This is a genomic window from Enterococcus termitis (genome assembly GCF_001730305.1).
Classification (GTDB): Bacteria; Bacillota; Bacilli; order Lactobacillales; family Enterococcaceae; genus Enterococcus_L; species Enterococcus_L termitis.
Map to the genome: position 1 here is coordinate 22,971 of NZ_MIJY01000005.1, position 22,147 is coordinate 45,117.

Sequence of the window (22,147 nt, forward strand, 5' to 3'; positions counted from 1 at the left end):
TTATTACTGAATATTCACTTGATACTACAGTTATAAAGAATGAGATAATAGCCATAGGAAAGGTAAAACAAGATTATTATGGTGCAGATAGAACGGAGAATAATTTCACCTTTATTTTCTAATAAAGAGTTACTTCTAACTTATTAGGTGGCAACAGATCTTTTAATCGATACATGAATTACAACCAAAAATGATTTAATTGTAATTCAAATCATTTTCTCTATGTATGTTATACTGTACTCATGATTAAGTCAAAGGAGTTTACGTATGATCATTGTACCTACAAAAAAATCATTACCACTTTTTAGTGAATTTCCAATCTCTACTATTACCTCCAGCTCAACTGAACGATTCTTTTTCTCTTGGCATGCTAATTATTTTACTTTAGACAGGAAAAAAGTTTTAGTTTTGGTAAATGATCTGTCATTTTCTCCAATCGTTTTAGTTGATATTAACGCTAAAAACAAACAACAACTTTCTAGCTATATAAAAGAAGGTATTGAACATATTTTTAGTTATAGTACGGCTAAACAGTATAAAATAAAAAAGTATTTTCTAAAGGCTGGTAGAATGGAAATTTCTTATGCCTATAACCGTTCGATCAGTGGCATTAACAACAACATGATTCAAATGTTGAAATCTTATCCTGAAGACATTGACCTAAATTCACGACTACAGACTTCTGTAATGGAATTCCTCGCTAAAACGCCATATCGTAGTATGACTCCTGAATATTCTTTTAGTATTGATATAGTAAAAAAAGAGTTAGATAAGCTATAGGCTTTTGAACCGACCCCAAAAAGTTAGACCAAAAATCTAATTTTTTGGAGGTCGGTATTTTTATGTCTAAATATAGCTTTGAATTTAAACTAAAAATTGTTCAAGAATACCTAGGAGGGAAAGGAGGAATACAAGCTTTAGCAAATAAGCATGGGGTTAAGGCGATGGAACAAGTGCATAGGTGGATCAACGCTTATCAAGAATTCGGTGAAGAAGGTCTTTTACGAAAACGCCAAAATCAGAATTATTCTGTTCAATTCAAGCTAAATGCGATAGAGTTATATCAAACAAGTGAGCTCTCCTATCGTGAAGTTGCCAATATTCTTGAAATGAATAATCCAATTCTTATTGCCAATTGGATGCGAAAATTCCGAAAAGAAGGAAAGACAAAGAAGCATTTAATGAAAGAAACGCTAGAAGAACAGAATCGCATCAAAGAATTAGAAAAGCAGGTTCGTATTCTTCAAATTGAAAATGCCTTTTTAAAAGAACTGAGGAAGCTGCGAAAACAGGAAGCTCAACAACGACGAGTGAATCAATCGCGCGAATCATCGCAAGTCTCCGAGGACAGTTCAAATTAGTTGAGATTCTTGAAGCATTGAATTTTTCTAAATCAACTTTTATGTATTGGCAAAAACGGTTTGATCAAAAAAATCCAAATCAAGAAATTGAAACAGAGATGCTTCATATTCGTCAAAAGCATAAAAATTATGGCTGTTTACGAATAACGAACGAACCGAGGGTTCCACGTGAATAAAAAGAAAGTTCAACGCTTGATTCGAAAGCTAAGGATTGAAGTCCGATCTTATACATGGAAATCCCGTCGCTATAGTTCGTATCGTGGAAAAGTTGGAACGATTGCCAAGAGCCGAATCCAACGTCTCTTAAAACGACTGCTGCTAAGAGTTTACTTACTTGTATTTTTGCAAGATATTATAAATTGGTTTTACTAGCATATACGCCTCAAAGGCTGCTGCTGAATGGCCTTCAGTAGCTTCTTCATCATTTCCAATACTTTCAAGAAGTCTGATTACTTCTTCCTCATCTTGACAATTATTAATACCAAATGATCCTTGCCAACCATGCATAATAGATTCCATTTCTCTTCTTAAACCAGAACGTATGATTTTCCTTTCTCCTTCTAACGTAAAGGAAAACATATCCTCAGACTCTTTATACATTTGACTTCCAACGGATCTTACTATTTCAATATCTTCTTCTGACCATTTGGAATCAAACACTATCGATCCAGCTAGTGTACCCTTTTTTATTATTGAAATTGTCACTATTTCATCTTCTGTAATGTCGTTCATCTTATTCCCCTCATTTGTATTTCTTTCATCATATCATGTTTGAACAATCTTTTTACTATCAGAAATTAGTCTCTATTATCGTTGATAACAGTCTTTTTATAATCTTTTAGCAATTTCATAAACAACTGATCGACATCCTGCAATAAGCGAAAATCGATACAGATACACTAAACATCTACTTTCAGTCATACGCTACAGCGTCTATAAGACGTGATATAAGCCATTCAAATGTAGTAAAGTCTAAGAGAAATTGTCTTTTCATTTCTATTGCCCCTTTCAAATTAAAAAGCCATCTCTGTTGAGATAGCTAAAAGGGGAGTGCTCTCAATTAAGAGCCTAGGTGAAACATTTTGTTAGTTGGTAAAATAATAATATCATGACACAATATAACTAACAAGTTGATTATGCTGAAGAAGAGTGAGAAATGTTATCATTTAATGCGGGGGAAACCGGTTATGAATATATTCTTTTATAATTATGGAAATTTCTTCTTCTTCTCTGTTTTCTATTTTTCCTTCAATTTCTGGAGTCACATCGATATTCACAGTATCAACATTAGCGAATATCATCACTCAAACCAAATCATCTTTTCTATCGATTGCAAATTCAAAATCAACATATGCTGCCATCACTTCATTTTTATAGACTAGTAAATATACTTCCATCTTTCTTCCTCTTTTATCCTTCTTTCTAATCTTTTTTGGCAATAATTTCACTTTGCTTTTAACTTGTTCCTGGCATTAGAAAACTGACTTGTTATTTCGTCAAATTCACTTCGTATCCCTAGAATTTGTGCTGTATAAGGAGGAGAACATCACACTCGTTTAATACAGCCTTCTGAACCTCCATTCCAAATAAGCAATATGCCACAATTCCAAAAAGTAAACATTTTAACGCTACAAGACACAACCCATCGAGGCAATGGTTTGAAGAGGGGGCACACCAAATGCTCCAAATAACAATCAGATTGTGTCAGATTTATAAAGAACAAACTTTTTCATCTAAAAAAATGGAAAATTGAAGTTTAACATAAAATGCTGCGCAACATTTAAAAATTCTTTCACTTCAATTTTTCCAATTACTTTAACATTTCTATTTCCTTCAGGAGTATAATCTAACGAATAGACCTGCTTGGTATTCACCTTACTATCCTTTTTTAATGCTTCGCTGCTTATCGGTAAAAAGTAAGGGCGTTGCTTTGTTGTAGAAGTTATCGGACAGACTATGATAAGATTAGAGGAAAGATTGTATTCATTGCGACTCATAACTAATGCTGGTCGTCTTTTTTGAATTTCACTACCTTTAGAAGGATCAAAATTTATAGTTACAATATCGCCTTGTTTAATCATCTAATTCAGTACCTTCTGGTGAAAAATTCATTGCTAATTTATCTTCGCTATCTACAAACTCACCTTTGGTCGCATTTTGAAAAAAGTCTTCAGCTTTAGGAATTAATGAAATGATTCCTTCTTCATCTTTATAGTAGTAAAATTCTTGACCTTCTTTCACTGCTAGCTTGCTTGCCAAAGTAACCATGATCGCGTTACCTTGTTTTCTTGCTTTTACTATTTCCATGATATCGCCTCCCTTGTTGTTAACATTATACCACGTAATTACATGTATTTACAACGTTTTCCCAATAAAAATATAACTCAACGTACTTCCGTTAGATTCTGATTAATTTATATGTATAATTTAAAACAAAAAAATGATCAATATGCATCTGCACATTGATCACTTTTAGCTATACTCTATTGAGCAGTTTCTTGATCAATTAATGTAGCACCACAAGGGCGTATTTTTTCAGCCTTAATTGGTATGTCAGAGTACTAAGGTTCAGTAAATTGACCATTAGTAAAGATTGCTAAAAGAAATCACGCTTCACGAGAGACATTGTACAAAATCAAGTGAAAATTTAATTCTTGTGCTTCTGAGAAGGATTCTAAGGCTGTCTCAGATTAACAACTAATACATTTTATACATTCTTAGTGCATTTAAACCCTAACATGTACCAAATCTAATGAAAACATGCTATAATCTACATGAAAAGAGAGAGATGCGTCAACATACCTCTCTAGTGTAGAATTACCAGTGAAAAGCTGGCAGGCTATATTCAGGTTATTAAACCATCTTACTCGACAAAGTAAAAGGATGGTTTATTTTTTTGATTAAATTCCAATACCGCAATCACTAACATTGCAAAACTAATTGCAAGTGTCAATGCTTCGTATACTGACAACACTATTCCTTTCTAGGGACAGATCCATTAATCATAAGGCATCACCCCTTTTTCAAGAGATTTAGCCAACTATCTTTTAATTTTTCTACAATACTTAGTATATCATAATCACAGTAGCCTATCTTTCTTTTTTCGTTGAACTCCATACTTCAGTTGATAGCGTTCAATTTTAAAAAGCTAGTATTATCTGCCAAAAATCAATGTTTTTAGCAGAACTACTTTAAATACACAAAATAAAAATTCTCTATCCTGAATTTTTATTTTGTGTAACTCTATTGAACACTGGAAAATCTTATCAGAGCAATGTTCACAAAACGTTCAGTTGCCTATACTCTATTATGGTTTCGCTTATTGTTAATGGGGGAAGATCTTGAGCATCTTATTAGAGATACACTCATTAACATAAAAATCAATCAAGCTGCTAAATGATTAGTTAACTTTTGTCGGATCAATTTTATCTGTCTCTATGATTGGAACAGATTGCTTTTGAAGTTCCAAGAACCTTTCGTTATCATTTACTCCATACACTTGATAGTTTATTTGTGCTTGATTCAATTTATTTAGCATCTCTTTATCTGCTTGAGAATTGGATATAGACAAAAGTGATTTTTCATATGATTTTACCTGCTTTATTTCATCATCTATATTATTTTTGCTGTCATAAAGCCAAGAAACAGTAGCATCTGGATAACACTTAACTACGCTATCCCGAATTTTCTTATCGCTTAATACAAAAAAAGATCGGTTATAAACTTTATATTTTTTCAGGGTCTGCATAATGGAATACACAAACTTCTCATCTGCCCAATTACCTTTTGAGCCATCTATATTCACTTCTAACTTTGTTTTTGCTATAGATTCCACAGCCTCTTCGAATGTCGGAATTTTCAGTACTTCATTTTTATAATCTGGATATCCTGCTGTTTTGATTTCTAAATCTTTCAGCTCTTTTATTGTAAGTTTTTCTTCTTCACCTGATCCATTTGTGGTTCTATCTAGAGTATCATCATGCATTAAAAAATTAATTCCGTCTTTACTAGTCCTTACATCAATTTCTACACCTGAGTAACCTAAATCATTTGCTTTTTCAATTGCTTCAACCGTGTTTTCAGGAGCAACAATATGCGCTCCTCTATGAGCAATAATCTTTGTTTCTTTTGCTTTTTGGGCAATACATCCTGTTAAAATTAGCATTGTCACTGTCAACATTACTTTTTTCACTATTAAAATCACCTCAGTTAAATCTCAACAAATTTATTTTCAACAAAATCTTGTTTCTTTTAAAATAAAAAGGTATTTGTCTAATAGATAAGAACAAATACCTTTTTGACTTACAGCGTTTTATTATCCATGTCTAATCTGTCTCATATCAACAAGTCTTCACCGTTAGATTCTATAAAAAGTTGTAACAGCATTAATCATTTACTAGATCAATATTTTCTGTACCACTAGAGAATGTCGTCTCTGGATCTAAGTTTTCCTCAACGCCATCGCTAAAGTCTTGCTCTGGAATGCTCTCACTTGTTGTAGTCTCTATTGTTTGACCTGCATTCATCAGACTTCTAACATTAGTTCCTGCTCCTGTATTCAGATAGCCTGACCAAACATTACTAGTATTGTATAGAGAATAATATTTGACTCCATTTCCTAAAGTATACACGTACTTAGCATTATATTTAGTTTTTAATTTGCCAGTTGTATTTCCTTTCTTGCTACTAAAATAAAAGTTTGACCAGATTGTATATCCTTCTTTAGCAATCGTAATTTCCTTATTGTATGCTTCCGCTTTTAACTCTTTTGCTGCATTAGCATTTAAATATCCTGCCCATGAACCATCAAAATTATATAGCGAATAATACTTCACGCCATTTCCTAATGTATAAGTGTATTTTGCTTTATAAACTTTTCCAAGAGCTCCTTTGGTATTTCCTTTTTTATTTGAAAAGTAGAAATTCCCCCACGTGGTGAACCCTTCTTTAGTTACAGTTACATCTTTGTTAAATGATTCTGCTTTAACCTCCTTCGCAGCGCTAGAATTGAGGTATCCTGCCCACGAACCATCACTATTATATAATGAATAGTATTTAACACCATTCCCTAGTGTGTAAGTAAGTTTGGCATTATAAACTTTTCCTAACTTTCCAGTTGTATCTCCTTTTTTACCTGAAAAGAAAAAGTTTCCCCAGAAAGTTACGCCCTCTTTGGTTAACGTAACACTCTTATTCAATGCTTGCGATGCTACTTCTTTAGTTCCCGAAGCATTGATATATCCTTGCCAATTATCATTTTGATCATATAAAGAGTAATATGTTTCACCGTTAAAGTGACTATATGCATATTTAACCTTATAAACTCTTCCTAATTTATCAGATGTATCAGTCTGTTTATTCCAATTAATAATACTCTTCCAAATCGTGTACCCAGAGCTTTTTATAGACACTAATTTATTTTCTTTCCTTGATGGTGGAGTAAACTTAGCTTCTGTAGCCACAAAATTGAACCAAGATTGATTAATTCTTGTTGCAAAATTATAACCTGTACTATTGTTTGGCTGATAATCAGCTTTCAACCCATACGCATTTACACCAAATATTTGATAATTTTTATTGCTATATATTCCAGATCCACTAGATCCTCCCCAGTTATCTAGTTTATATCTAATAGAGTCATTGGTAAGACTTTCATAATTCTTAGTTTCTGTCGCCATTCTTGGTTGTCCTGTAGCAGTATACCAATCTCCGTGAAATCCTGTCAGCGTTATAGGGTTAGTAATTTTAGTTGTTAAACCAAATGAACCCGTTTTTTTTCCAATAGCATCTCTTAACTCGACAACACCGATATCATCTTTCGTTTGTCCATTATTTATCCAACCTGAAGGAACTGTCATTTTTTTCGCAGTTGTCTTTCCGAAATAAGTACCTACAGAATATGGCCCTACCGGATATGCTCCAGGGATAACGGTAACTGATTTTGCCCATTCACGTCTTTCTGTAGAATACAAATTATGACCTGCAGTAAGAACATAATTATTGTTGATAATGTTTCCAGTCCCAACATATGTTCCGTTACTATACTCCATTACCAACTGACAAACTGCCGAATAGGGAAAAATACTTGTATTTGAAACATAGCTTCTGTCATCAGGTCCGAAAATCGTATATGGTTCAATTACATTTTTATCCAAATTTTTTATATCTTCTGGTAATTCAACAATAAGTTCTCCATTATTTGGTAAAGATTCTGTATTGGAATATATTTCTCCTTCAAGTGACTGGATAAACTCTTCGTCTATTTCCAAATTTTCTATAGTATTGTCATTGTGACTAACTTCTTCCGCATTAACCAGTGAACTAGAATAAATGCCAAAATAAAATATTCCCAAACACACACTCATTTTCTTTAATATACTCAAAATACTTTTCTCCTTTGTATTAATAATCTATTTCACTCTCACTCTTCTTTTAATTCTTATCATTATAAATATAGTACTTATACCTATCAATTTTAGAATATACGATTCAGTTTCACCTGTTTTTGGTAAAGTTTCAGTTCTATCCACGGGTTTAGAAGTTCCTATCGTTTGATTTTCGCCCGATTTATTTGAATCAACAACGGACTTCTCTTTAATTTTAAATGGGATAACTTGCTGTATCTCTGGAACTATAATTTCTTTTCCAGGATACCTGGCATTAATCTTTGCAATCGTTTCTTCTGATAATGTAAATGTTGGTAAAATTTGTGTTTCACCAGCTTTTAGAGCTTTCCAAGACCCGTCACTTTTAAGCTCCACATAAGGATTATCTTTTACTTCTTTAAAAGTTCCAGCTAACGGAATCCCTTCAAAATCACCAACACTAATCATTCCGACAGAATTAACTTCCGTCTCAATCGAGCCTGGCGAAAAGTGATAGGTCAATGTAACAGTCTCAACTTTAGCATCTGTAATTTTTACTGGAATCAATTGTTGCATAGCTGGTTTAACAATTGGTTTTCCAGGATATTTGGCTTCTATTTTTGAAAGAGACTCATCAGAAATAATGAAATTAGGTAAAACCTGTGTCTCGCCAGCTTTCAATGCTTTCCATTTCCCATCACTTTGTATTTCTATAAATGGATTATCTTTTACTTCTTCGAAGGTACCTGTTAATGGAATATCCTCAAAATTTCCTATAGTAAATTCACCAGCTCCCCCTACAACAGCTTGAATGGATCCTGGGGAAACATGATAGTCTAAATAAATTTCACCAGCATTATCATTCACTTTTACTTCCAAAACTTTTAGTGCCTTAGCTGGATAGATAATTTCACAATCCGGATACTTAGTTTTGATTGCTTCTAATGTACTTTCACTTAATGCCACACCTATAGTAATTTTTGTATTTCCAGGTTTTATCGCCTTCCAAACACCATTTTCTGTTAGTTCTATATATGGATTATCCTTTATCTCCGTATATACACCTTCTAATTTGATGTCTTCAAAATTTCCTAAATCTAAATTTCCATTCTTACCTACAGATGCATTGATTGAATCTTGCTTTGGTTCAAGATTAATTCCAATTTGTTGCTGCTCAATCGGTTTGTCTCCTTTTAAAAATTCTGTTGACTCTGTTGTCATTGTTGCATGACTACTGTCAAAATTTAGAACTTCATCACTTGAAAAAGTACTTACTAACAAAACACTAAATAATGTCATTAAAAGATTATTCATTCACTATTCTCCTCCTTTATGTTTATTGTAACCGATTAATAAATATAAATATAGCACTTTTTGTATATCCACAAATAGATAACCAGCTATTATCCAGAGCCATTTTTTTAAGCATTGACTTATGAACAAAAAAAATCTATCCTTATCTAAGTATAAAAAGAAGCTGATCTAAAGGAGGATCAGCTTCTTCTTATACTTTTAAAGTCCGGCATCAGCCTTGTTTTTATTATATCTTAGTAGACCCCTGAACAGAAAATCAAAAACCATAACACAAGAAAATCAGACGTCATCAACGCTTAAAAGAACAGCTCACTTGAAAGAATACAACAAAGAATAATTTTGTGATAGCTATTGAAATAAAAAGATTGCTCAGTATTACGAACAAGCAGTTAATTAGATGACACATCCTTTAAAAGCAGAGCCAAACGGAGTCACATCCAATCTTGAAGTGCGTATTTTATTTGTAGTATTTGAAAAGCTACACTTATTCATGAAATCACTAACTCTACTATCTTTTAAGAATATATCTTGACAATCCATATTTTGCTTGGGGTCTATTGAAATAATTCCAAGTCTTATAAGGTTTGAGGTAGCCTGAGAAAGAGCATTGAGTGTATGCTCCGGATCTGGGAAAATGTAAAAATCTTCCAGTAGTGTGAAATAAGCCCCTTTAGGAATATACTCCCCCGCTGCATTCATCACTTGAATTATATTTCCAGCAGTATGTGTACCTACGTTTCTAAAGCTCTTAACAATTTTTGCATCCAGTACAGACATTTGTTTTATAGTTTCAACAAATGCAGGGTGAACAGTATTATCAAAATCAGAATTCATACTAGAGACGATAAGCTTTGCGAACATATTTCGAAGTTCTTCTTCCTCAATATTTAGAAGCTTCAAGGGCGGGGCCTACTACTGATATTTTTGGATCGTGAATTTTCTTAGGGTCAGTTTTGATTAATTCTTGAGCAATTTGCTCTTTGAAAGCTTGTATCTCTATTTCAGTTTGAGTTCTACGCTTTTCAGCGTAACGATGTAGTTTTTCAAAACCAACAAGCAACGAATAAACATGTTGTCTCTACAATAATTTTATAACTTTCTACAGAATAAGGTGATAATTACGAAACAAGTGAAGATCATTATAAAAAATACATGTTCATTCACGGAAGAGCCTTGTTTAATAAATACTTTTCCAACCGTGAGCAACAAACGCTGCTCTTTTTTTATTCCTAAAACAGTCATTTATGATACCTATTAAATAGATCAAAAAACTCTTAAAGGGATAAATAACCGAACAATTGACACTAGACTCATCAAAATGATTGCGCTTTCTAAATTAATAAAGTAAAATACCTTCATAATCTCTTTTCTAAAACTTTTACCACTGTTCTCGCTCACCCCAAAAAGCGAGAACTTTTTTGTTTATTACTCTAACATACTTTATTCTTCGATTTTCTATAAAGTGTAAATTGTATATTCTTAAAGAATTCTCTCTTACAATAGAAAAAACGATACGATTTTTTCAGTTGGAAATAGAATCAGATTATCTTCTATTTTTTCTGCACGACCAATATCATGGCTCTGATCACTTAACTCTATTTTCAAATTATGAACTATGCCATATCTTAGATCATTAGATAGTGTTGTAAGTACATCTGTTGCCCTCAAATCATTTCTCCTTTCACTATTCAAACAAATCTCTTCCCGATAATTATTGGTGATTCGCGTGATTTACGTTATAATAAAGTTTCGCCTATCCTACAGTCTTGCGACTGAAAGGAGGTGTATTTCATGTTCTTAGCTTTTTTCTGTCCCCTTCTTGTTGGGCTGTTAGTAGCTCTTTTTGAGTATTGGCTAAATACTAAAGACAAGAAGTAAAGCGTAATTAGGCGACATTAGTCCACGAAAAACCCCTAGAGTATCCTACTACTCTAGGGGTTCAGTGTATTTCATGTTCTTTTTCTGCACCACAAGTATAGCATTTTTTTTGTTTGAAGACAACATTTCTACTTTTGTGTACGTTCTACAATCATATCTCGTTCAAATTCTGCAAATGCCGAAAAAATTGTAAATGTTAGTCTTCCAGTTGGTGTATTCTCGATTATACCCATATTCAAAATATGAACTTTAATTCCTCTTTTGAAAAGATTTTGAACAGTCTCTAATCCTTGAACAGTTGATTGAGCGAATCGATCTAATTTTGTCACGACTAAAGTGTCACCTTCAGATAATTCTTTAAGCAGCACTTGAAATTCTTTTCGATCGATTTTTGTTCCTGTGAATTTTTCAGTGTAGATTTTTTCGCAACCGGCTTTTTTTAAAGCAACAATTTGAGATTCTAAATCTTGTCCCCAGGTACTCACTCTTGCATAACCAAAAATCACATTTTTTGCCCCATTTCTTACCTTATTTATGATAGCAAGATATGACAGTCTTACAAGCCTTGTTTTACCACACTGCACAAACACTATCAATACTTTTTAAGTTTTGATAGTTAAATAAAAATAAAAACGAGTACCCTACGTTACTCGTTCTTTTAACATTTATTGTAAATTTCAGTTATTGAACTACTACTCAGCTCAGTTTTACTTATTTTAATTACTTCATGAGATTCAGTTAAAGATTTCGATTGACTTTTTTGTGGCTGATTTATTAACGATAATAAAGACTGCGGAACATATCTTTTATTATTCTCTTTACATGTTAACGCAACAATCATTTTGCCTGAACGAATTGCTTTTTCATAATGCATATTGTAAAACATTCCCCCGTCGCATACTCTAACACCTGGAGAAATTAGCATTTCTAATAGAGGAATTACTTGTAACTTTTGACCCGTAGTCCCATCATTTTTAGTAGTAATCCCACGCAGTGAAACTTTATTACTCTTTAGAGCTTTGTAAAATTGAGTAGCACTAAAAGAAAATTTAATTTTTCCATCTTTATCTATTTGATTATATTTAACTCCACATAAATGCATAAAATTCCCAGCTTCAAATTTAACTTTCATTTCTAATATTTTCTTAGTTTTCCTATGTCGGTATGTATAAGTGAACTCATGATTATTGAAGTTGGTGTCATAAATTATGAAAGCCTCTTTAATTATGTCAAAATCTTTTTTTTCAATCATTACCTTCTCCTATAAATAAAGAAGGCAAGCTGAGCTTGCCTTCTTTAAAAGTCTAACATAATTCAGGTTTTTCTGTTGCTCACCAACTATTGGCCCTATGTCCAATATTATATCGAGTTTTTCTGTTGCCCGCCAACTATCGGCCATTACTTCCGATTTCAGTATTGAGTTATTATGATGCCTGACCACCAAGAAACATACATTTGTTTCTAATAAAAGTTTATCATAGAATATAGATAAACTCAATAGATTTTCACTTAATTTCAAGAAGTTTCGATCTTAATATCATATCAACTCTGATTGTAATCAACACCCATAACCCTGACTTGGTGAATCTAATCCTAATCACTTACACAGTTAACTAAAGTAACCGAATTGACTTTCTTTGTAATAGATCACTTTTAACCTCTGTATGTTTTAGTACATATCTATGCCTAAAACGAATGTTTTTGGGATTCGCATATTTTTACAGACCACCTAAACAAGAAAAGCAACACTACAGAATAATTATTCCCATAGTATTGCCTTATATACCTAATTAAAGTATTAATTCCATCGTTCGTATCTTTTGCTTCTTTTATCTTTTATTCTATTTTTAGTGATCAAAGTAAGTTTGACTTCTTTGCAATTTTCTCCAATACTGTCATTTATTTTTAAACTTCTAGGAGTATATGTTTTTCTCCCATCCGAAGAATTTTCTGGAGTCAACTCAATACTATATGAGTTGCTCCCAGGGTACTTAAATATAATAAAATAAATATTATCCCTTTCTAGCCTGAAGTGTTGTGGCCCCTCTGTAATAGTTGTATAGATAGTGCAGTCGATAATATTTAACATTTGATATAAAAATAGGCAGCCAATTAATTTCTCTTGATTTTCATTAAACCATCCGCTGTCGCCTTTTTTTAATTTCTCTAAGTCCCAGTCTCTCTTTAAACCTTCAAAAATTGCTTCACTATGATAGGTTGGCAACCCATAATGGTGATTCCTCGATAATCCCATTAAATGCGGAATATTCGTGTTAAGAAAGTTTATTTTTATTTCAGAAAAATCAGGTAGATTTGTCGAATAAATATATTCAAACTGCGATACATACTTCTCTATTGAATTAACTAATTCACTCATTAAAATAAAGTTTGGATTAATATTTCCATCGAAACTTTCCAACCATTTTTCATCGTAATTCATAATTTACCTCCAAAAAAAAAGAGAGGAAACCTCCTCTCTTTTTCCACGAATTGGTTTCACCCATCGCTAACTATCGCCCTATCTTACCTCAAGGGAAGGTAGTCCCACTAGTATTTTTCTTTCAACTAATAGTCAATTGAAAGCCCGTAGGCGAGTACAAGCCGTAGTCACTAGCCCGTAATTATATACTATTAATGTCTTTCTACATAACTAATATAGCATCTTTTCTCATAATTGTCAAAAGTTTTTACTATAATTTTTTCAATTTAAAAATTATTTCTGAAAAACGATTAACAAATCTGACTGAACGTACTTATGTCAGATTCTGATAAATTTATATGTAAAATTTACACAAAAAAAGTGATCTCTGCGCAGCTGCATATGATCACTTTTTCCTATACTCAAAATTTACACAATAAGGATAAAATAAAAGGATCATTCTGTCCTTTTTTGAAATAGTTTTTAATATCCTTCATTGACAACCGTTCCTATTACTGCAATAAGCAATAGAACAAAAATCACGATCATTGCGATTTCTCCATTTCCGTTCGTCAACCAATCTAATGTAATAAAAAAGTTTTCCATTCCTTTCACCTCTCCCAAAAACCGTCGTTTTAGAATCCTTCATACTCAAAGCCTTCAGAAATAATCAATCGAAAAGGAAGCTGATAGTATTCATTACTTTTTTCTAGCAACAAAAATTTCTCTTTCTTCTTATTTGTGTAATTGCCAACTACCTTCCAATTTTTATGAAACCTTAATGATACCTCGTTATCTATATCAACTTTCACATAAAATTTATTTGCTTTATTAAATATTTTGAAAATGTGTGAGTACATCATTTTCCCTATCCCTTTCCCCCGCATTTCTGTTGCTATACATAAAGAACTTATATACTTGGCTGTACCAAATAATAGCTTAGACTTTGTGATTGTGTATTTTGTTACGTTTATTTCAGAAAAATCGCTCACAATCGCTATGCCTATTAGTAGATTTTCATTCCAAAGACACCAAGTATTATTAATATTTTCCTTATCATAATAGGAATAAACAAAGCCTTGATTCTCATTTACAACGTTCTTCAAATTACTGTTAATTAAATACTCTATTTTGCTGATATCTTTTTTTCGTGCTTTACAAAACCTCACTTATATTCTCCTTTCCCATAAACCATTCTTTTAAGTAGAAGCTGTTAAAATCTATATCATTTATTTTCGTAACAATTTCATCTATGAAATATCTTCCTTTCAGGTGATTAATTGTTCAAGAACTGTCCAATCAAAGTGCGCTGCTTATTTAGTTCTCTTTCTAGTTCCATTTTTTGACTAGTTAATTTCCGAATGTATTGTTCTCTGCTTTTAGTTGGACTCACTTCATATTTGATCAATTGCTTAGTTAATCTTTCGTCCAATTCATCGATTTTATCAGAAATCATGAAATTCTCCTTTCCCAAAAACCGTCGTTTTTACCTAATTGAACAATGCTACTAATTTTGCTATATTAAATTAGTAGCAAAGAATATGGTAGTACATTTTATTTGTTACCTTTGGATCTGCTTTGTGAGCGCAAGGCAGATCTTTCTCTATCCTGATTCATAAATTCTTTGTCACATTCTATTTTCCACTCAGCATCTCCGTTATATGCTCCCTGGACAAACAACATAATCAATACCCCTCCAAAACTACCAAACATCATCCCTGCGATAAATATCATCATTATTCTTTCACCTTTTCTTCTTTATTAAAAACCGTCGTTAATTTGCTATTTCCTTTAGTTGATTTTCTAGCTGCCTAATTTTCAACCAAGCCTCTCTTTTCAGCCGTCTTTCTTCTCTATAGTCTTCTTTGATCAGTACCACATCTTCCTTTAAATATTTGAGTTCTTGAGACAATATCGAAAGCACCAATTCCTTGTAATCTTCACTTACACTTGAATCGATTAAAAGGTTCAAGAATTTATTTTTGTCTTCAGCATAAGTTTCCAACATGAAATCCACTAGGAAATCACTTTTTCCTTTGGCTGTCCTTTTCACTATTTCTTTCATCAACGTCTCTGTATTATAGATTGTCAGACCTTTTTCTACTTGTTTTGCCTTAAAAACTTCTCTGTTCATTGATTTGATCAAATTTCTGAACAGAACATTTTCATCAATACTAAGTTCTTTTTTGCGAATAGGCTTTGTCATCATTGAGATACTGCCCTTGTTGTAAGTGAGTACCCCGATATTTTTAGGAATATCGTTTTTAACTACGCTGTAGAGATCTGTAGGCAAAACAAAATAATTAAAATGTCCCAAAAAAGTAAGTTTATTCTTAGAGTAAAAATCTTGCTTGCTTACCTTTATTTCATAAAATCTCCAAATATTTTCGTAGCCCTTGCTACAATTCCCTTTTAACTCAACCGACAGTGTGTCCACAATGCCTGCTTTACTAGGCATTGTCACTTCCTCTACCAATATATGACCTAGATCGTAACAGTAATGATATAACGCTACTTCAATCTCTTTAGTAAGACTTGTCTTGCTCACTGATTCTCACCTTCTTTCTTGTCCCAAAAACCGTCATTTTAGATATTAACTATTTGTCCGTTACACTCAATACTCCCCTATATAAATTTTGTAATCAACACACAAAGCTTCGATCTTGTACAACCAATAAAATCTGGTTTCGCTAGACTCTGGAGAGTTGTCTAAGAGTCGTCCTGTATAAACTAACGTATCCCCGCGATGTTGTTCTAACTTAGTTATTTTCGTAATACCGATACTATTATTCAAATGCTCTACGACAATCTCACCTTTTTGAAATTCCTTATCAAGAAAATCAATTGAAACATTTTTTGCAGTGAAATCCATCTTGTAGTTTTGATCAGTAATAGGGTTTTCTTTTAGCTTTTCATATTTATTGATCAACTGATATAGCTCTTCTAAACTATTCGCTTGACCCTTTTCTAAAATCAATTCTTTTCTTTTCATGAAATGTCCTTCTCTCATTCGATATTTTAAAAACCTTCGTTAATATAAATCCTCGATAGCACCTTCAGTCCAAAAATCAAAATTATCAATAATATGTATTTCGAAGAAAGATTCTGGATTTGAAATGCTTTTTATCACCGATAAACTAGAGCTTTATTCAGGCGAATCTTGTTTTCTTTTAAAACTTTTATTGTGATTCTTCTTTGCCCCATATCTTTAGGACAAAGAAGAATCACAGTGCTATCTAAAATATTTTCTATTCCTTTCCTATATCTTTCTCAAAGCCAAACGTCTATAGTACCCACTACCTTCAATGTGATATTGAGAACCTTCTACATTTACAGGTAACAGAAAATCCATTTGCCAACCGCTACAAACGATATCATCAACGTCTACATCTACATTGTATTCATCTTCAAGAATATCCAATAAATCATCCATCGAAATCAGTAAATCATTGAAAAAGGCTCTTTCAAAATCACTTTTGAAATATGCTTTTAAACGATTCTTTGCGACACCTATATCTTTATTTTCCATATTTGTAACATTCCTCTCAATATTTTATATCCTAATTATATCAGCATATGCTTATATTGTAAATGCTTTTTATAAGAATATGCTGATTTTTTTCAATGGCTATGGTACACTAATCGTAGGAGGGGTTTTTAATGACTGAATTGAAATCATCTGAAGCTCAAAGAAGGGCTAGCAAGAAGTATGATCAAAAAAACAAAGATAGCAAGCAATATAGAAATAAAAAATCAGCTACGAAAAGTTTCATTTCTATTGCAACAGACGAAGACTTTGCCCTCGTTCAAGGTTGGGTAAATGATCGTTTATTAAAAAACAACACTACTTATGAATAAACGTAGTGTTGTTTTTTTGTTTCCCAAAAACTGTCGTATATAAATCAACATTCTGTTTTTTTTATCGATTCAGCAATCGTCTGACAAGCAAACGTATTGTTTCTATTTTCATCACATTTTAATGTGGTATAAGTAGGAGTCAATTCTTTCTTATTTGAATCATAAGCCACTGTGAAATAATTAGAATTATCAAGAGCCTGACAGACATAAACACCAGCGATCGGGTATTCACTTAAAATAAAATCTTTGGGCATAAACCCCTCATTTCTTAACATTCTACTAATTTCTAGTAAATGTTCTTTTTCTAAACTATCAACTAGTTTTTCTCGTATTTTAGCCTTTGCTAAGCTCGTCCCTTCAATAGCTTTCCAATTGTCGGCATACACAAATTCGCTCATTATTTTTTTCCTTCCCTCCTTTTGCTATCCCAAAAACCCTCATTCAACATATTATTCATAGAGTATTGTTATCGCTTCAATGTATTTAGTCTGATAACTGGATACGCCTTCGTCATCCTCTATAACAAAATTTTCCACTTCAAAAGGAATAATTGTAGTCAAAATATAGTCTCTAGTGGGTTGTTTAATTTTTTCCATTTCATGACTTAGTTCTTCTCCACTTCTCAAATACAAAGTAAGCCATTCAACTAGTGGTTCTTCATTTTCACTTGAATTACTATCATTATTATTAAATTCAAGTGGATATTTATAGAATTCTTCTTCAGATACCCATACACTCCCATAGGTCTTAATGATTTGCTTAGCTTTGTTTTTGTAATTAAGTGGAAAAGTTGAACCTTCCTTTCTATATTTGTTTGAATCGTACACACATACTTCCAATTCATTGTCAACGTGTCTTTCTTTAAAAACTAACGGCAAACCATTAGCAGAATTAATTAAAGCAATCATTCTACTTTTCTTAGTTATATTCATTCTTCTGTTGAGCTCCTTCCCAAAAAACGTTGTTCTATTTTTTATTGTCTTTAGATATGCTCATCCAAGCAACTGTCATGCCAAACAGGATAAATATATTACTCAAAGTTATTTTCTCAATTTTGTTCAAATTTTCTAAGAAAAAGATAGTTCCTGAAAGGAAAACCAATCTGCTTAAGAACTTTTCAAGTGTATCTATCATTATTTCACCTCAACCTCATTTTGTCCTAAAAACCGTCATTTTAAAAATTTAGATCATAGTTACCATTTAATTCAACAATCAAGGACCTACGTAGACTAGAGATAGCAAAAAAATTAGCTGTGTTTTTTACGTTATAAATTTCATCTGTTAAAAATAGTATTGGTGCAATTCCTTCAATAATTTCTAACGGTATGTGTTCTTCTAATATTATTTCCCCATTTTTATCAATATCAAAAATGGTATCCTTATTGTACCTAAATTTATCTAAAACAGGGGACCACGTATCTATGCCATAGTTACTACAATTAACCACTGTATACTTAGCTTTACGTTCCTGTTTAAGTTTTCCTGTAATAAAAAGGTTCATATTTTTTTCTCTTTCCAGTTAAAATTATTTAAAACTTCGTTCAAAAATATATCTGCATTTATTTCAATGTTGACTGCGCTTCCTTTCTTTAATATTTTGATATACTCCTCAAAATTCAGGGTCAACATGTCAATAAAAACTTTTGAGTTCCCACGCTCATTGAATCTATCAAGGTAATATTTTTCAAAGGCTTTTTTACTTGGGTAAATAGCTGTATAACTATATCCACGATCAATAAGCTCGTCTATCACTAGCTCATTTGTGGGACATAGAATCATTATTTGCTCTTCAGTCTGTTTCTCTAAAAAGTCTACATAATTCTTTGGAAAGTCAGGGTTTCTTTTCCGGACATCATCCCTTCCCTTTAATTCTTCATCATGCCAATCCTTTGCAACATCATCGTAAATCCATTCATATTTAAGTGTTTCCAAGTCGATAATATTGGGATTATCTTGAGCTAGTGTTGTTTTTCCCATGCCAGAAAACACAAAAATCAACATCACAAATCATCATCCTTTCATATATCAAAAACCATTGTTTTTAGTTTTTAAGTTTATCCATCGACATATTTTTGAGTAATGAACTAATTGTCCACTTAACTCCATTTGGTCGTATCCCATTATTAATTCTCTCCTGGATTCGCAAAGCAGAAGAATATATATTCCTCAAATCTTGGATATCTCCAGCGATAGTATTATCACATGAAATAATACTATCACTTTGCAAATTAACTACATAAAAAGGTATATCTTTCAATTGTTGTCCGCCACGCAGTATATATGCTAGTGTCGTGTGTGTATTATCACACCAAAACCTACCATATTTATCCATGACTACTCGTACTGGTCTTAAAAAATCTTTAGTTGTTGCCATCTCTAAAATTCTATTAATCTCTTCAGAATGAGTTGCTCTTCTATGAGATCCTAAAACAACTTTTTCGTATCCACAACTTATTGCTTCTCTGTATATTTTTGTCGATAGATCATCTTTTATATAGCAAATATGTTTACATTCAAGTTGTTCTAATGGATAATTTTTTATGAAGCTATCAACTTGATCAAGTGTCAACTCTTTATATTCAATTTTTAAACCATACTTACCTGTTCTCATAATAAATTCCTTTCCCAAAATCGTTATTTTCACGGTACTATCTTAAGTTGATCGCAAGTGTCGTTCAGTATACTTTCAAATACTTGTTCACGATTATATGAAGTAACATGGTACATTCGGTTGTTCTTTTCAAAATAATGAAGTGCATCTTTATTAGCTTGCAGCGCACAATCAAATTTATATTGTAATTCATCACTACTCTTGTGGAATGTCCAGTCTGCTTCATTGTCATTAATTCTCACTTGCTGAATTAATTCTTGTGTTGTATATTCTGTATCATGTAATAAATTTATCATCATTAATTTGTTTAGTTGGTATTCCTTTATTATTTGATCAAAATGTCTAGGATCATATATTGCATGCGCTGATTCAAAAATAAAATTCTGTTTTTCATATTGCTTTTTCGACAATTTTTTAATCGTGTAAGCTATCATTTCTCGGCATGTATCACTAAACTCTAGTTCTTTCCATTTTTCAAACGATCGGTCTCCTCCACTCTGTTTATCTTTCCATGCATCGATAAACGGATCAAAAGGAACCAAAGAATAATTCAAATTGCTATCGTTTAGGACTCTATACATTGCTTTTGCTAATGTTGATTTTCCCACTCGACTAACGCCAGTAATCATTATATTTGACATAAAAACATTCCTTCCCCAAAAACGTCAGTTATCACTCTTCCTTAAAAAGAAACAAATCCATCATTTCCCAAACCAAAATAAATAAAGCGATAAATAATGTATAGTCTATATTGATCTTACTAATCATTGTAGTTAACGAAATCAATACTTGATTTACACTTTCAATACATTGTCTTAAGAAATTTAGAGACGTAATCATTCATTTTCCTTCTTTCTTCGATCTATCAAAAACAGGCTCCTTTATGTTAATTTTATGATTTCATTAGCCATAGTAGTTTTATTTTTGTTATACGGCCTCTCGACTAAGTAGGTGTATAAGTTCGCTTTACCAGAAAGATAATCAATATAATAATCATTATCTTCTACTATTGTGTTAACTTTATATAAGTCCAAAAATGGTGTTTTATCTTGTTCATTCGTTAAGACTAATTTGTTGAAGTAAACCTTATTTCGTTTTAACCACCTTAAAGTAGCATCATATCCATAACTAAATCGTTTTGATAAGATTATAACAGCGTCATATTCTTCACTGATTTGATTAACTTTCTTTATTGCAGCGATATCAGGATCAGCGTTGTCATAAAACAAATCGATTGTTTTTTTGTCCCAAATAGCTCGTTCCTCATCTTCAGTTATTGATAAGGCTTTTGCAACATTATAATCTATCAAATCATGTGGTAATATTGGTCGGCCCAGTTTTGCTGAATAGATAGCACATTCTAAATCATTGCCTGTTAATGTACCATCTATATCTATTGCAATTGTTTTCATGTAATATTTCCTCCTTCTGTATAACTAAACACTTTGTCTGCAGTGTCATTTCTTTGGATCTAATATTTTATAAAGTTTCTCAATCAGTGCACCTGTTTTTATTTTATACAGGGTTCGTTGATTTACTATTTCTTTATATTTTCTCTCAGAAACGCTTTCCACCTCAAAATCAAAAAATTTACACATCCTACAACTATTTTCCGTAACTCCGACTGCATATACGTTTTCTGGTAATTTCATCTGGTGGAAATTATGGTACAAAATATCTTTTAATGCTAAAGTTAATTTTTTTAGGAGTTTTACACTCCCTTGGTACTTCTCGGAAACTGCAATAACATTAATGTATAAATTATTGTCCAAATAACTCTCATTACGACCGTTATATTTAACTCGCAAATCGGATAATGATAAACCAACTTTGTGATAATAATCGTCTTGCAATAAGATATCAGCATTAGCTTTCAACAAGTAACAGCTTATATAAGCAACTGGTCGATTATTTACATAGATCAATCGAGTCAATTCTCCGTAGTTCAATAAATCAATCGCAAAATCCTTTTCTTTTTCCTCTGAAAAAAAAGACCAGTTTTCTTTATCAGTTTTTTGTACGACCGAATACATATCTTTTATGTAGCAAAAATCCTTACTGTACTCAGGTCTAACTATAGTAATGTTCCATTGTTTTTTACCTTTAATCATTTTTAATCCTTCTTTCTTTTCGCCAATTTCTTATCTTTAATATGCCTATTAACGTTAGTAAATACATCAATACAGCTGATAAAAAACTTGTTATCACAGTGAGTTTACTCAAATAAATTATTGCTGCAAATATTATTCCAACAGAAATCAGTATTATTGACCATATTGAATTCATTTCATATTTCTTTTTCATTAACTAGCTTTCCTCCTGAAATTTGAATTTGTTATTA

At 32.1% G+C, this 22,147-nt stretch carries 32 protein-coding genes and 2 pseudogenes; 4 read left to right on the plus strand and 30 right to left on the minus strand.

Annotated elements, in window-relative coordinates:
- Window positions 1-267 precede the first annotated feature (267 nt).
- Window positions 268-780, plus strand: coding sequence for a DUF6933 domain-containing protein (locus BCR25_RS04870; protein ID WP_069662496.1), 513 nt, complete (start codon window positions 268-270; stop codon window positions 778-780).
- Between the two features lie 62 nt (window positions 781-842).
- Window positions 843-1,661: pseudogene (locus BCR25_RS19785) on the plus strand (transposase); the annotation flags it as partial.
- A gap of 30 nt (window positions 1,662-1,691) precedes the next feature.
- On the opposite strand, the gene BCR25_RS04880 reads toward BCR25_RS19785, so the two are convergent.
- The 10 genes from BCR25_RS04880 to BCR25_RS20290 all read right to left on the minus strand — a co-directional run bounded on the left by BCR25_RS04880 (window position 1,692) and on the right by BCR25_RS20290 (window position 10,732).
- Entirely contained in the window at window positions 1,692-2,093 is a 402-nt protein-coding gene (locus BCR25_RS04880) for a hypothetical protein (RefSeq protein WP_069662498.1), read from the minus strand.
- A 783-nt stretch (window positions 2,094-2,876) separates the two neighbouring features.
- Complete coding sequence (locus tag BCR25_RS20930) at window positions 2,877-3,059, minus strand: DUF2568 domain-containing protein (RefSeq protein ID WP_083242584.1); 183 nt, start codon at window positions 3,057-3,059, stop codon at window positions 2,877-2,879.
- Window positions 3,060-3,094: 35 nt separating this feature from the next.
- Window positions 3,095-3,442 carry a type II toxin-antitoxin system PemK/MazF family toxin gene (locus BCR25_RS04885; protein WP_069662499.1) on the minus strand — a complete coding sequence of 116 codons (348 nt, stop codon included), beginning with the start codon at window positions 3,440-3,442 and terminating at the stop codon, window positions 3,095-3,097.
- Complete coding sequence (mazE, locus tag BCR25_RS04890) at window positions 3,435-3,668, minus strand: type II toxin-antitoxin system PemI/MazE family antitoxin (protein WP_069662500.1); 234 nt, start codon at window positions 3,666-3,668, stop codon at window positions 3,435-3,437. Before mazE ends, BCR25_RS04885 begins: the two co-directional genes overlap by 8 nt.
- A 556-nt stretch (window positions 3,669-4,224) precedes the next feature.
- Window positions 4,225-4,335: a putative holin-like toxin gene (locus tag BCR25_RS20935; protein ID WP_379975229.1), complete on the minus strand. Its 111-nt coding sequence runs from the start codon at window positions 4,333-4,335 to the stop codon at window positions 4,225-4,227.
- 426 nt (window positions 4,336-4,761) lie between these two features.
- Window positions 4,762-5,541, minus strand: a complete 780-nt coding sequence (locus BCR25_RS04895) for a glycerophosphodiester phosphodiesterase (protein ID WP_211272488.1) — start codon at window positions 5,539-5,541, stop codon at window positions 4,762-4,764.
- A 205-nt stretch (window positions 5,542-5,746) separates the two neighbouring features.
- A complete protein-coding gene (locus BCR25_RS04900; protein ID WP_069662502.1) occupies window positions 5,747-7,744 on the minus strand; it encodes a trypsin-like serine peptidase in 1,998 nt (665 codons plus the stop codon).
- Between the two features lie 27 nt (window positions 7,745-7,771).
- Window positions 7,772-9,040 carry an LPXTG cell wall anchor domain-containing protein gene (locus BCR25_RS04905; protein WP_069662503.1) on the minus strand — a complete coding sequence of 423 codons (1,269 nt, stop codon included), beginning with the start codon at window positions 9,038-9,040 and terminating at the stop codon, window positions 7,772-7,774.
- A gap of 393 nt (window positions 9,041-9,433) precedes the next feature.
- Complete coding sequence (locus tag BCR25_RS04910; protein ID WP_069662504.1) at window positions 9,434-9,940, minus strand: Abi-alpha family protein; 507 nt, start codon at window positions 9,938-9,940, stop codon at window positions 9,434-9,436.
- A 594-nt stretch (window positions 9,941-10,534) separates the two neighbouring features.
- Window positions 10,535-10,732 (minus strand): hypothetical protein, encoded by a 198-nt coding sequence (locus tag BCR25_RS20290; RefSeq protein WP_139243112.1) that lies wholly within the window; start codon window positions 10,730-10,732, stop codon window positions 10,535-10,537.
- A gap of 99 nt (window positions 10,733-10,831) precedes the next feature.
- On the opposite strand from BCR25_RS20290, the gene BCR25_RS20940 reads away from it, so the two are divergent.
- Window positions 10,832-10,918 carry a type I toxin-antitoxin system Fst family toxin gene (locus BCR25_RS20940; RefSeq protein ID WP_139124527.1) on the plus strand — a complete coding sequence of 29 codons (87 nt, stop codon included), beginning with the start codon at window positions 10,832-10,834 and terminating at the stop codon, window positions 10,916-10,918.
- Window positions 10,919-11,049: 131 nt separating this feature from the next.
- On the opposite strand, the pseudogene BCR25_RS04920 reads toward BCR25_RS20940, so the two are convergent.
- The 10 genes and pseudogenes from BCR25_RS04920 to BCR25_RS04960 form a co-directional block, all read right to left on the minus strand.
- Window positions 11,050-11,424 (minus strand): annotated as a pseudogene (locus tag BCR25_RS04920) (recombinase family protein); the annotation flags it as partial.
- 152 nt (window positions 11,425-11,576) lie between these two features.
- A complete protein-coding gene (locus BCR25_RS04925) occupies window positions 11,577-12,170 on the minus strand; it encodes a PBECR4 domain-containing protein (RefSeq protein ID WP_069662506.1) in 594 nt (197 codons plus the stop codon).
- Window positions 12,171-12,716: 546 nt separating this feature from the next.
- The gene (locus BCR25_RS04930; RefSeq protein WP_069662507.1) at window positions 12,717-13,358 is read right to left on the minus strand and encodes a hypothetical protein; all 642 of its coding nucleotides are present in this window, start codon (window positions 13,356-13,358) and stop codon (window positions 12,717-12,719) included.
- Between the two features lie 462 nt (window positions 13,359-13,820).
- Window positions 13,821-13,943, minus strand: coding sequence for a hypothetical protein (locus BCR25_RS20790; protein WP_281247198.1), 123 nt, complete (start codon window positions 13,941-13,943; stop codon window positions 13,821-13,823).
- Between the two features lie 29 nt (window positions 13,944-13,972).
- A complete protein-coding gene (locus BCR25_RS04935) occupies window positions 13,973-14,506 on the minus strand; it encodes a GNAT family N-acetyltransferase (RefSeq protein WP_069662508.1) in 534 nt (177 codons plus the stop codon).
- Between the two features lie 107 nt (window positions 14,507-14,613).
- Entirely contained in the window at window positions 14,614-14,793 is a 180-nt protein-coding gene (locus tag BCR25_RS04940; RefSeq protein ID WP_069662509.1) for a hypothetical protein, read from the minus strand.
- Between the two features lie 98 nt (window positions 14,794-14,891).
- Complete coding sequence (locus BCR25_RS04945; RefSeq protein ID WP_069662510.1) at window positions 14,892-15,074, minus strand: hypothetical protein; 183 nt, start codon at window positions 15,072-15,074, stop codon at window positions 14,892-14,894.
- A gap of 37 nt (window positions 15,075-15,111) precedes the next feature.
- Window positions 15,112-15,795 carry a hypothetical protein gene (locus tag BCR25_RS04950; RefSeq protein ID WP_169818984.1) on the minus strand — a complete coding sequence of 228 codons (684 nt, stop codon included), beginning with the start codon at window positions 15,793-15,795 and terminating at the stop codon, window positions 15,112-15,114.
- Window positions 15,796-15,951: 156 nt separating this feature from the next.
- Complete coding sequence (locus tag BCR25_RS04955) at window positions 15,952-16,329, minus strand: hypothetical protein (protein WP_069662512.1); 378 nt, start codon at window positions 16,327-16,329, stop codon at window positions 15,952-15,954.
- Between the two features lie 267 nt (window positions 16,330-16,596).
- Window positions 16,597-16,866, minus strand: coding sequence for a hypothetical protein (locus BCR25_RS04960; protein ID WP_069662513.1), 270 nt, complete (start codon window positions 16,864-16,866; stop codon window positions 16,597-16,599).
- Window positions 16,867-16,997: 131 nt separating this feature from the next.
- Here BCR25_RS04960 and BCR25_RS04965 point away from each other — a divergent pair, with 131 nt between their 5' ends.
- Entirely contained in the window at window positions 16,998-17,195 is a 198-nt protein-coding gene (locus BCR25_RS04965) for a hypothetical protein (protein WP_069662514.1), read from the plus strand.
- A gap of 44 nt (window positions 17,196-17,239) precedes the next feature.
- Here the strand turns inward: BCR25_RS04965 and BCR25_RS04970 are convergent, their stop codons facing one another.
- The 10 genes from BCR25_RS04970 to BCR25_RS05010 all read right to left on the minus strand — a co-directional run bounded on the left by BCR25_RS04970 (window position 17,240) and on the right by BCR25_RS05010 (window position 22,110).
- Window positions 17,240-17,593: a hypothetical protein gene (locus tag BCR25_RS04970; RefSeq protein ID WP_069662515.1), complete on the minus strand. Its 354-nt coding sequence runs from the start codon at window positions 17,591-17,593 to the stop codon at window positions 17,240-17,242.
- Between the two features lie 51 nt (window positions 17,594-17,644).
- Window positions 17,645-18,127, minus strand: a complete 483-nt coding sequence (locus tag BCR25_RS04975) for a hypothetical protein (RefSeq protein WP_069662516.1) — start codon at window positions 18,125-18,127, stop codon at window positions 17,645-17,647.
- A gap of 242 nt (window positions 18,128-18,369) precedes the next feature.
- Window positions 18,370-18,696, minus strand: coding sequence for a hypothetical protein (locus BCR25_RS04980; RefSeq protein ID WP_069662517.1), 327 nt, complete (start codon window positions 18,694-18,696; stop codon window positions 18,370-18,372).
- Window positions 18,693-19,196 (minus strand): hypothetical protein, encoded by a 504-nt coding sequence (locus BCR25_RS04985; RefSeq protein WP_069662518.1) that lies wholly within the window; start codon window positions 19,194-19,196, stop codon window positions 18,693-18,695. Before BCR25_RS04985 ends, BCR25_RS04980 begins: the two co-directional genes overlap by 4 nt.
- Before the next feature lie 40 nt (window positions 19,197-19,236).
- Window positions 19,237-19,806 carry a hypothetical protein gene (locus tag BCR25_RS04990; protein WP_069662519.1) on the minus strand — a complete coding sequence of 190 codons (570 nt, stop codon included), beginning with the start codon at window positions 19,804-19,806 and terminating at the stop codon, window positions 19,237-19,239.
- A gap of 29 nt (window positions 19,807-19,835) precedes the next feature.
- Window positions 19,836-20,447, minus strand: coding sequence for a hypothetical protein (locus BCR25_RS04995; RefSeq protein ID WP_069662520.1), 612 nt, complete (start codon window positions 20,445-20,447; stop codon window positions 19,836-19,838).
- A 31-nt stretch (window positions 20,448-20,478) separates the two neighbouring features.
- Window positions 20,479-20,646, minus strand: a complete 168-nt coding sequence (locus BCR25_RS20295) for a hypothetical protein (RefSeq protein ID WP_169818985.1) — start codon at window positions 20,644-20,646, stop codon at window positions 20,479-20,481.
- 41 nt (window positions 20,647-20,687) lie between these two features.
- Window positions 20,688-21,218 (minus strand): hypothetical protein, encoded by a 531-nt coding sequence (locus BCR25_RS05000; protein WP_069662521.1) that lies wholly within the window; start codon window positions 21,216-21,218, stop codon window positions 20,688-20,690.
- A 45-nt stretch (window positions 21,219-21,263) separates the two neighbouring features.
- Window positions 21,264-21,917 carry a hypothetical protein gene (locus BCR25_RS05005; protein ID WP_069662522.1) on the minus strand — a complete coding sequence of 218 codons (654 nt, stop codon included), beginning with the start codon at window positions 21,915-21,917 and terminating at the stop codon, window positions 21,264-21,266.
- Window positions 21,910-22,110, minus strand: a complete 201-nt coding sequence (locus tag BCR25_RS05010) for a hypothetical protein (RefSeq protein ID WP_069662523.1) — start codon at window positions 22,108-22,110, stop codon at window positions 21,910-21,912. The genes BCR25_RS05005 and BCR25_RS05010 overlap by 8 nt, the downstream gene beginning before the upstream one ends.
- Window positions 22,111-22,147 lie beyond the last annotated feature (37 nt).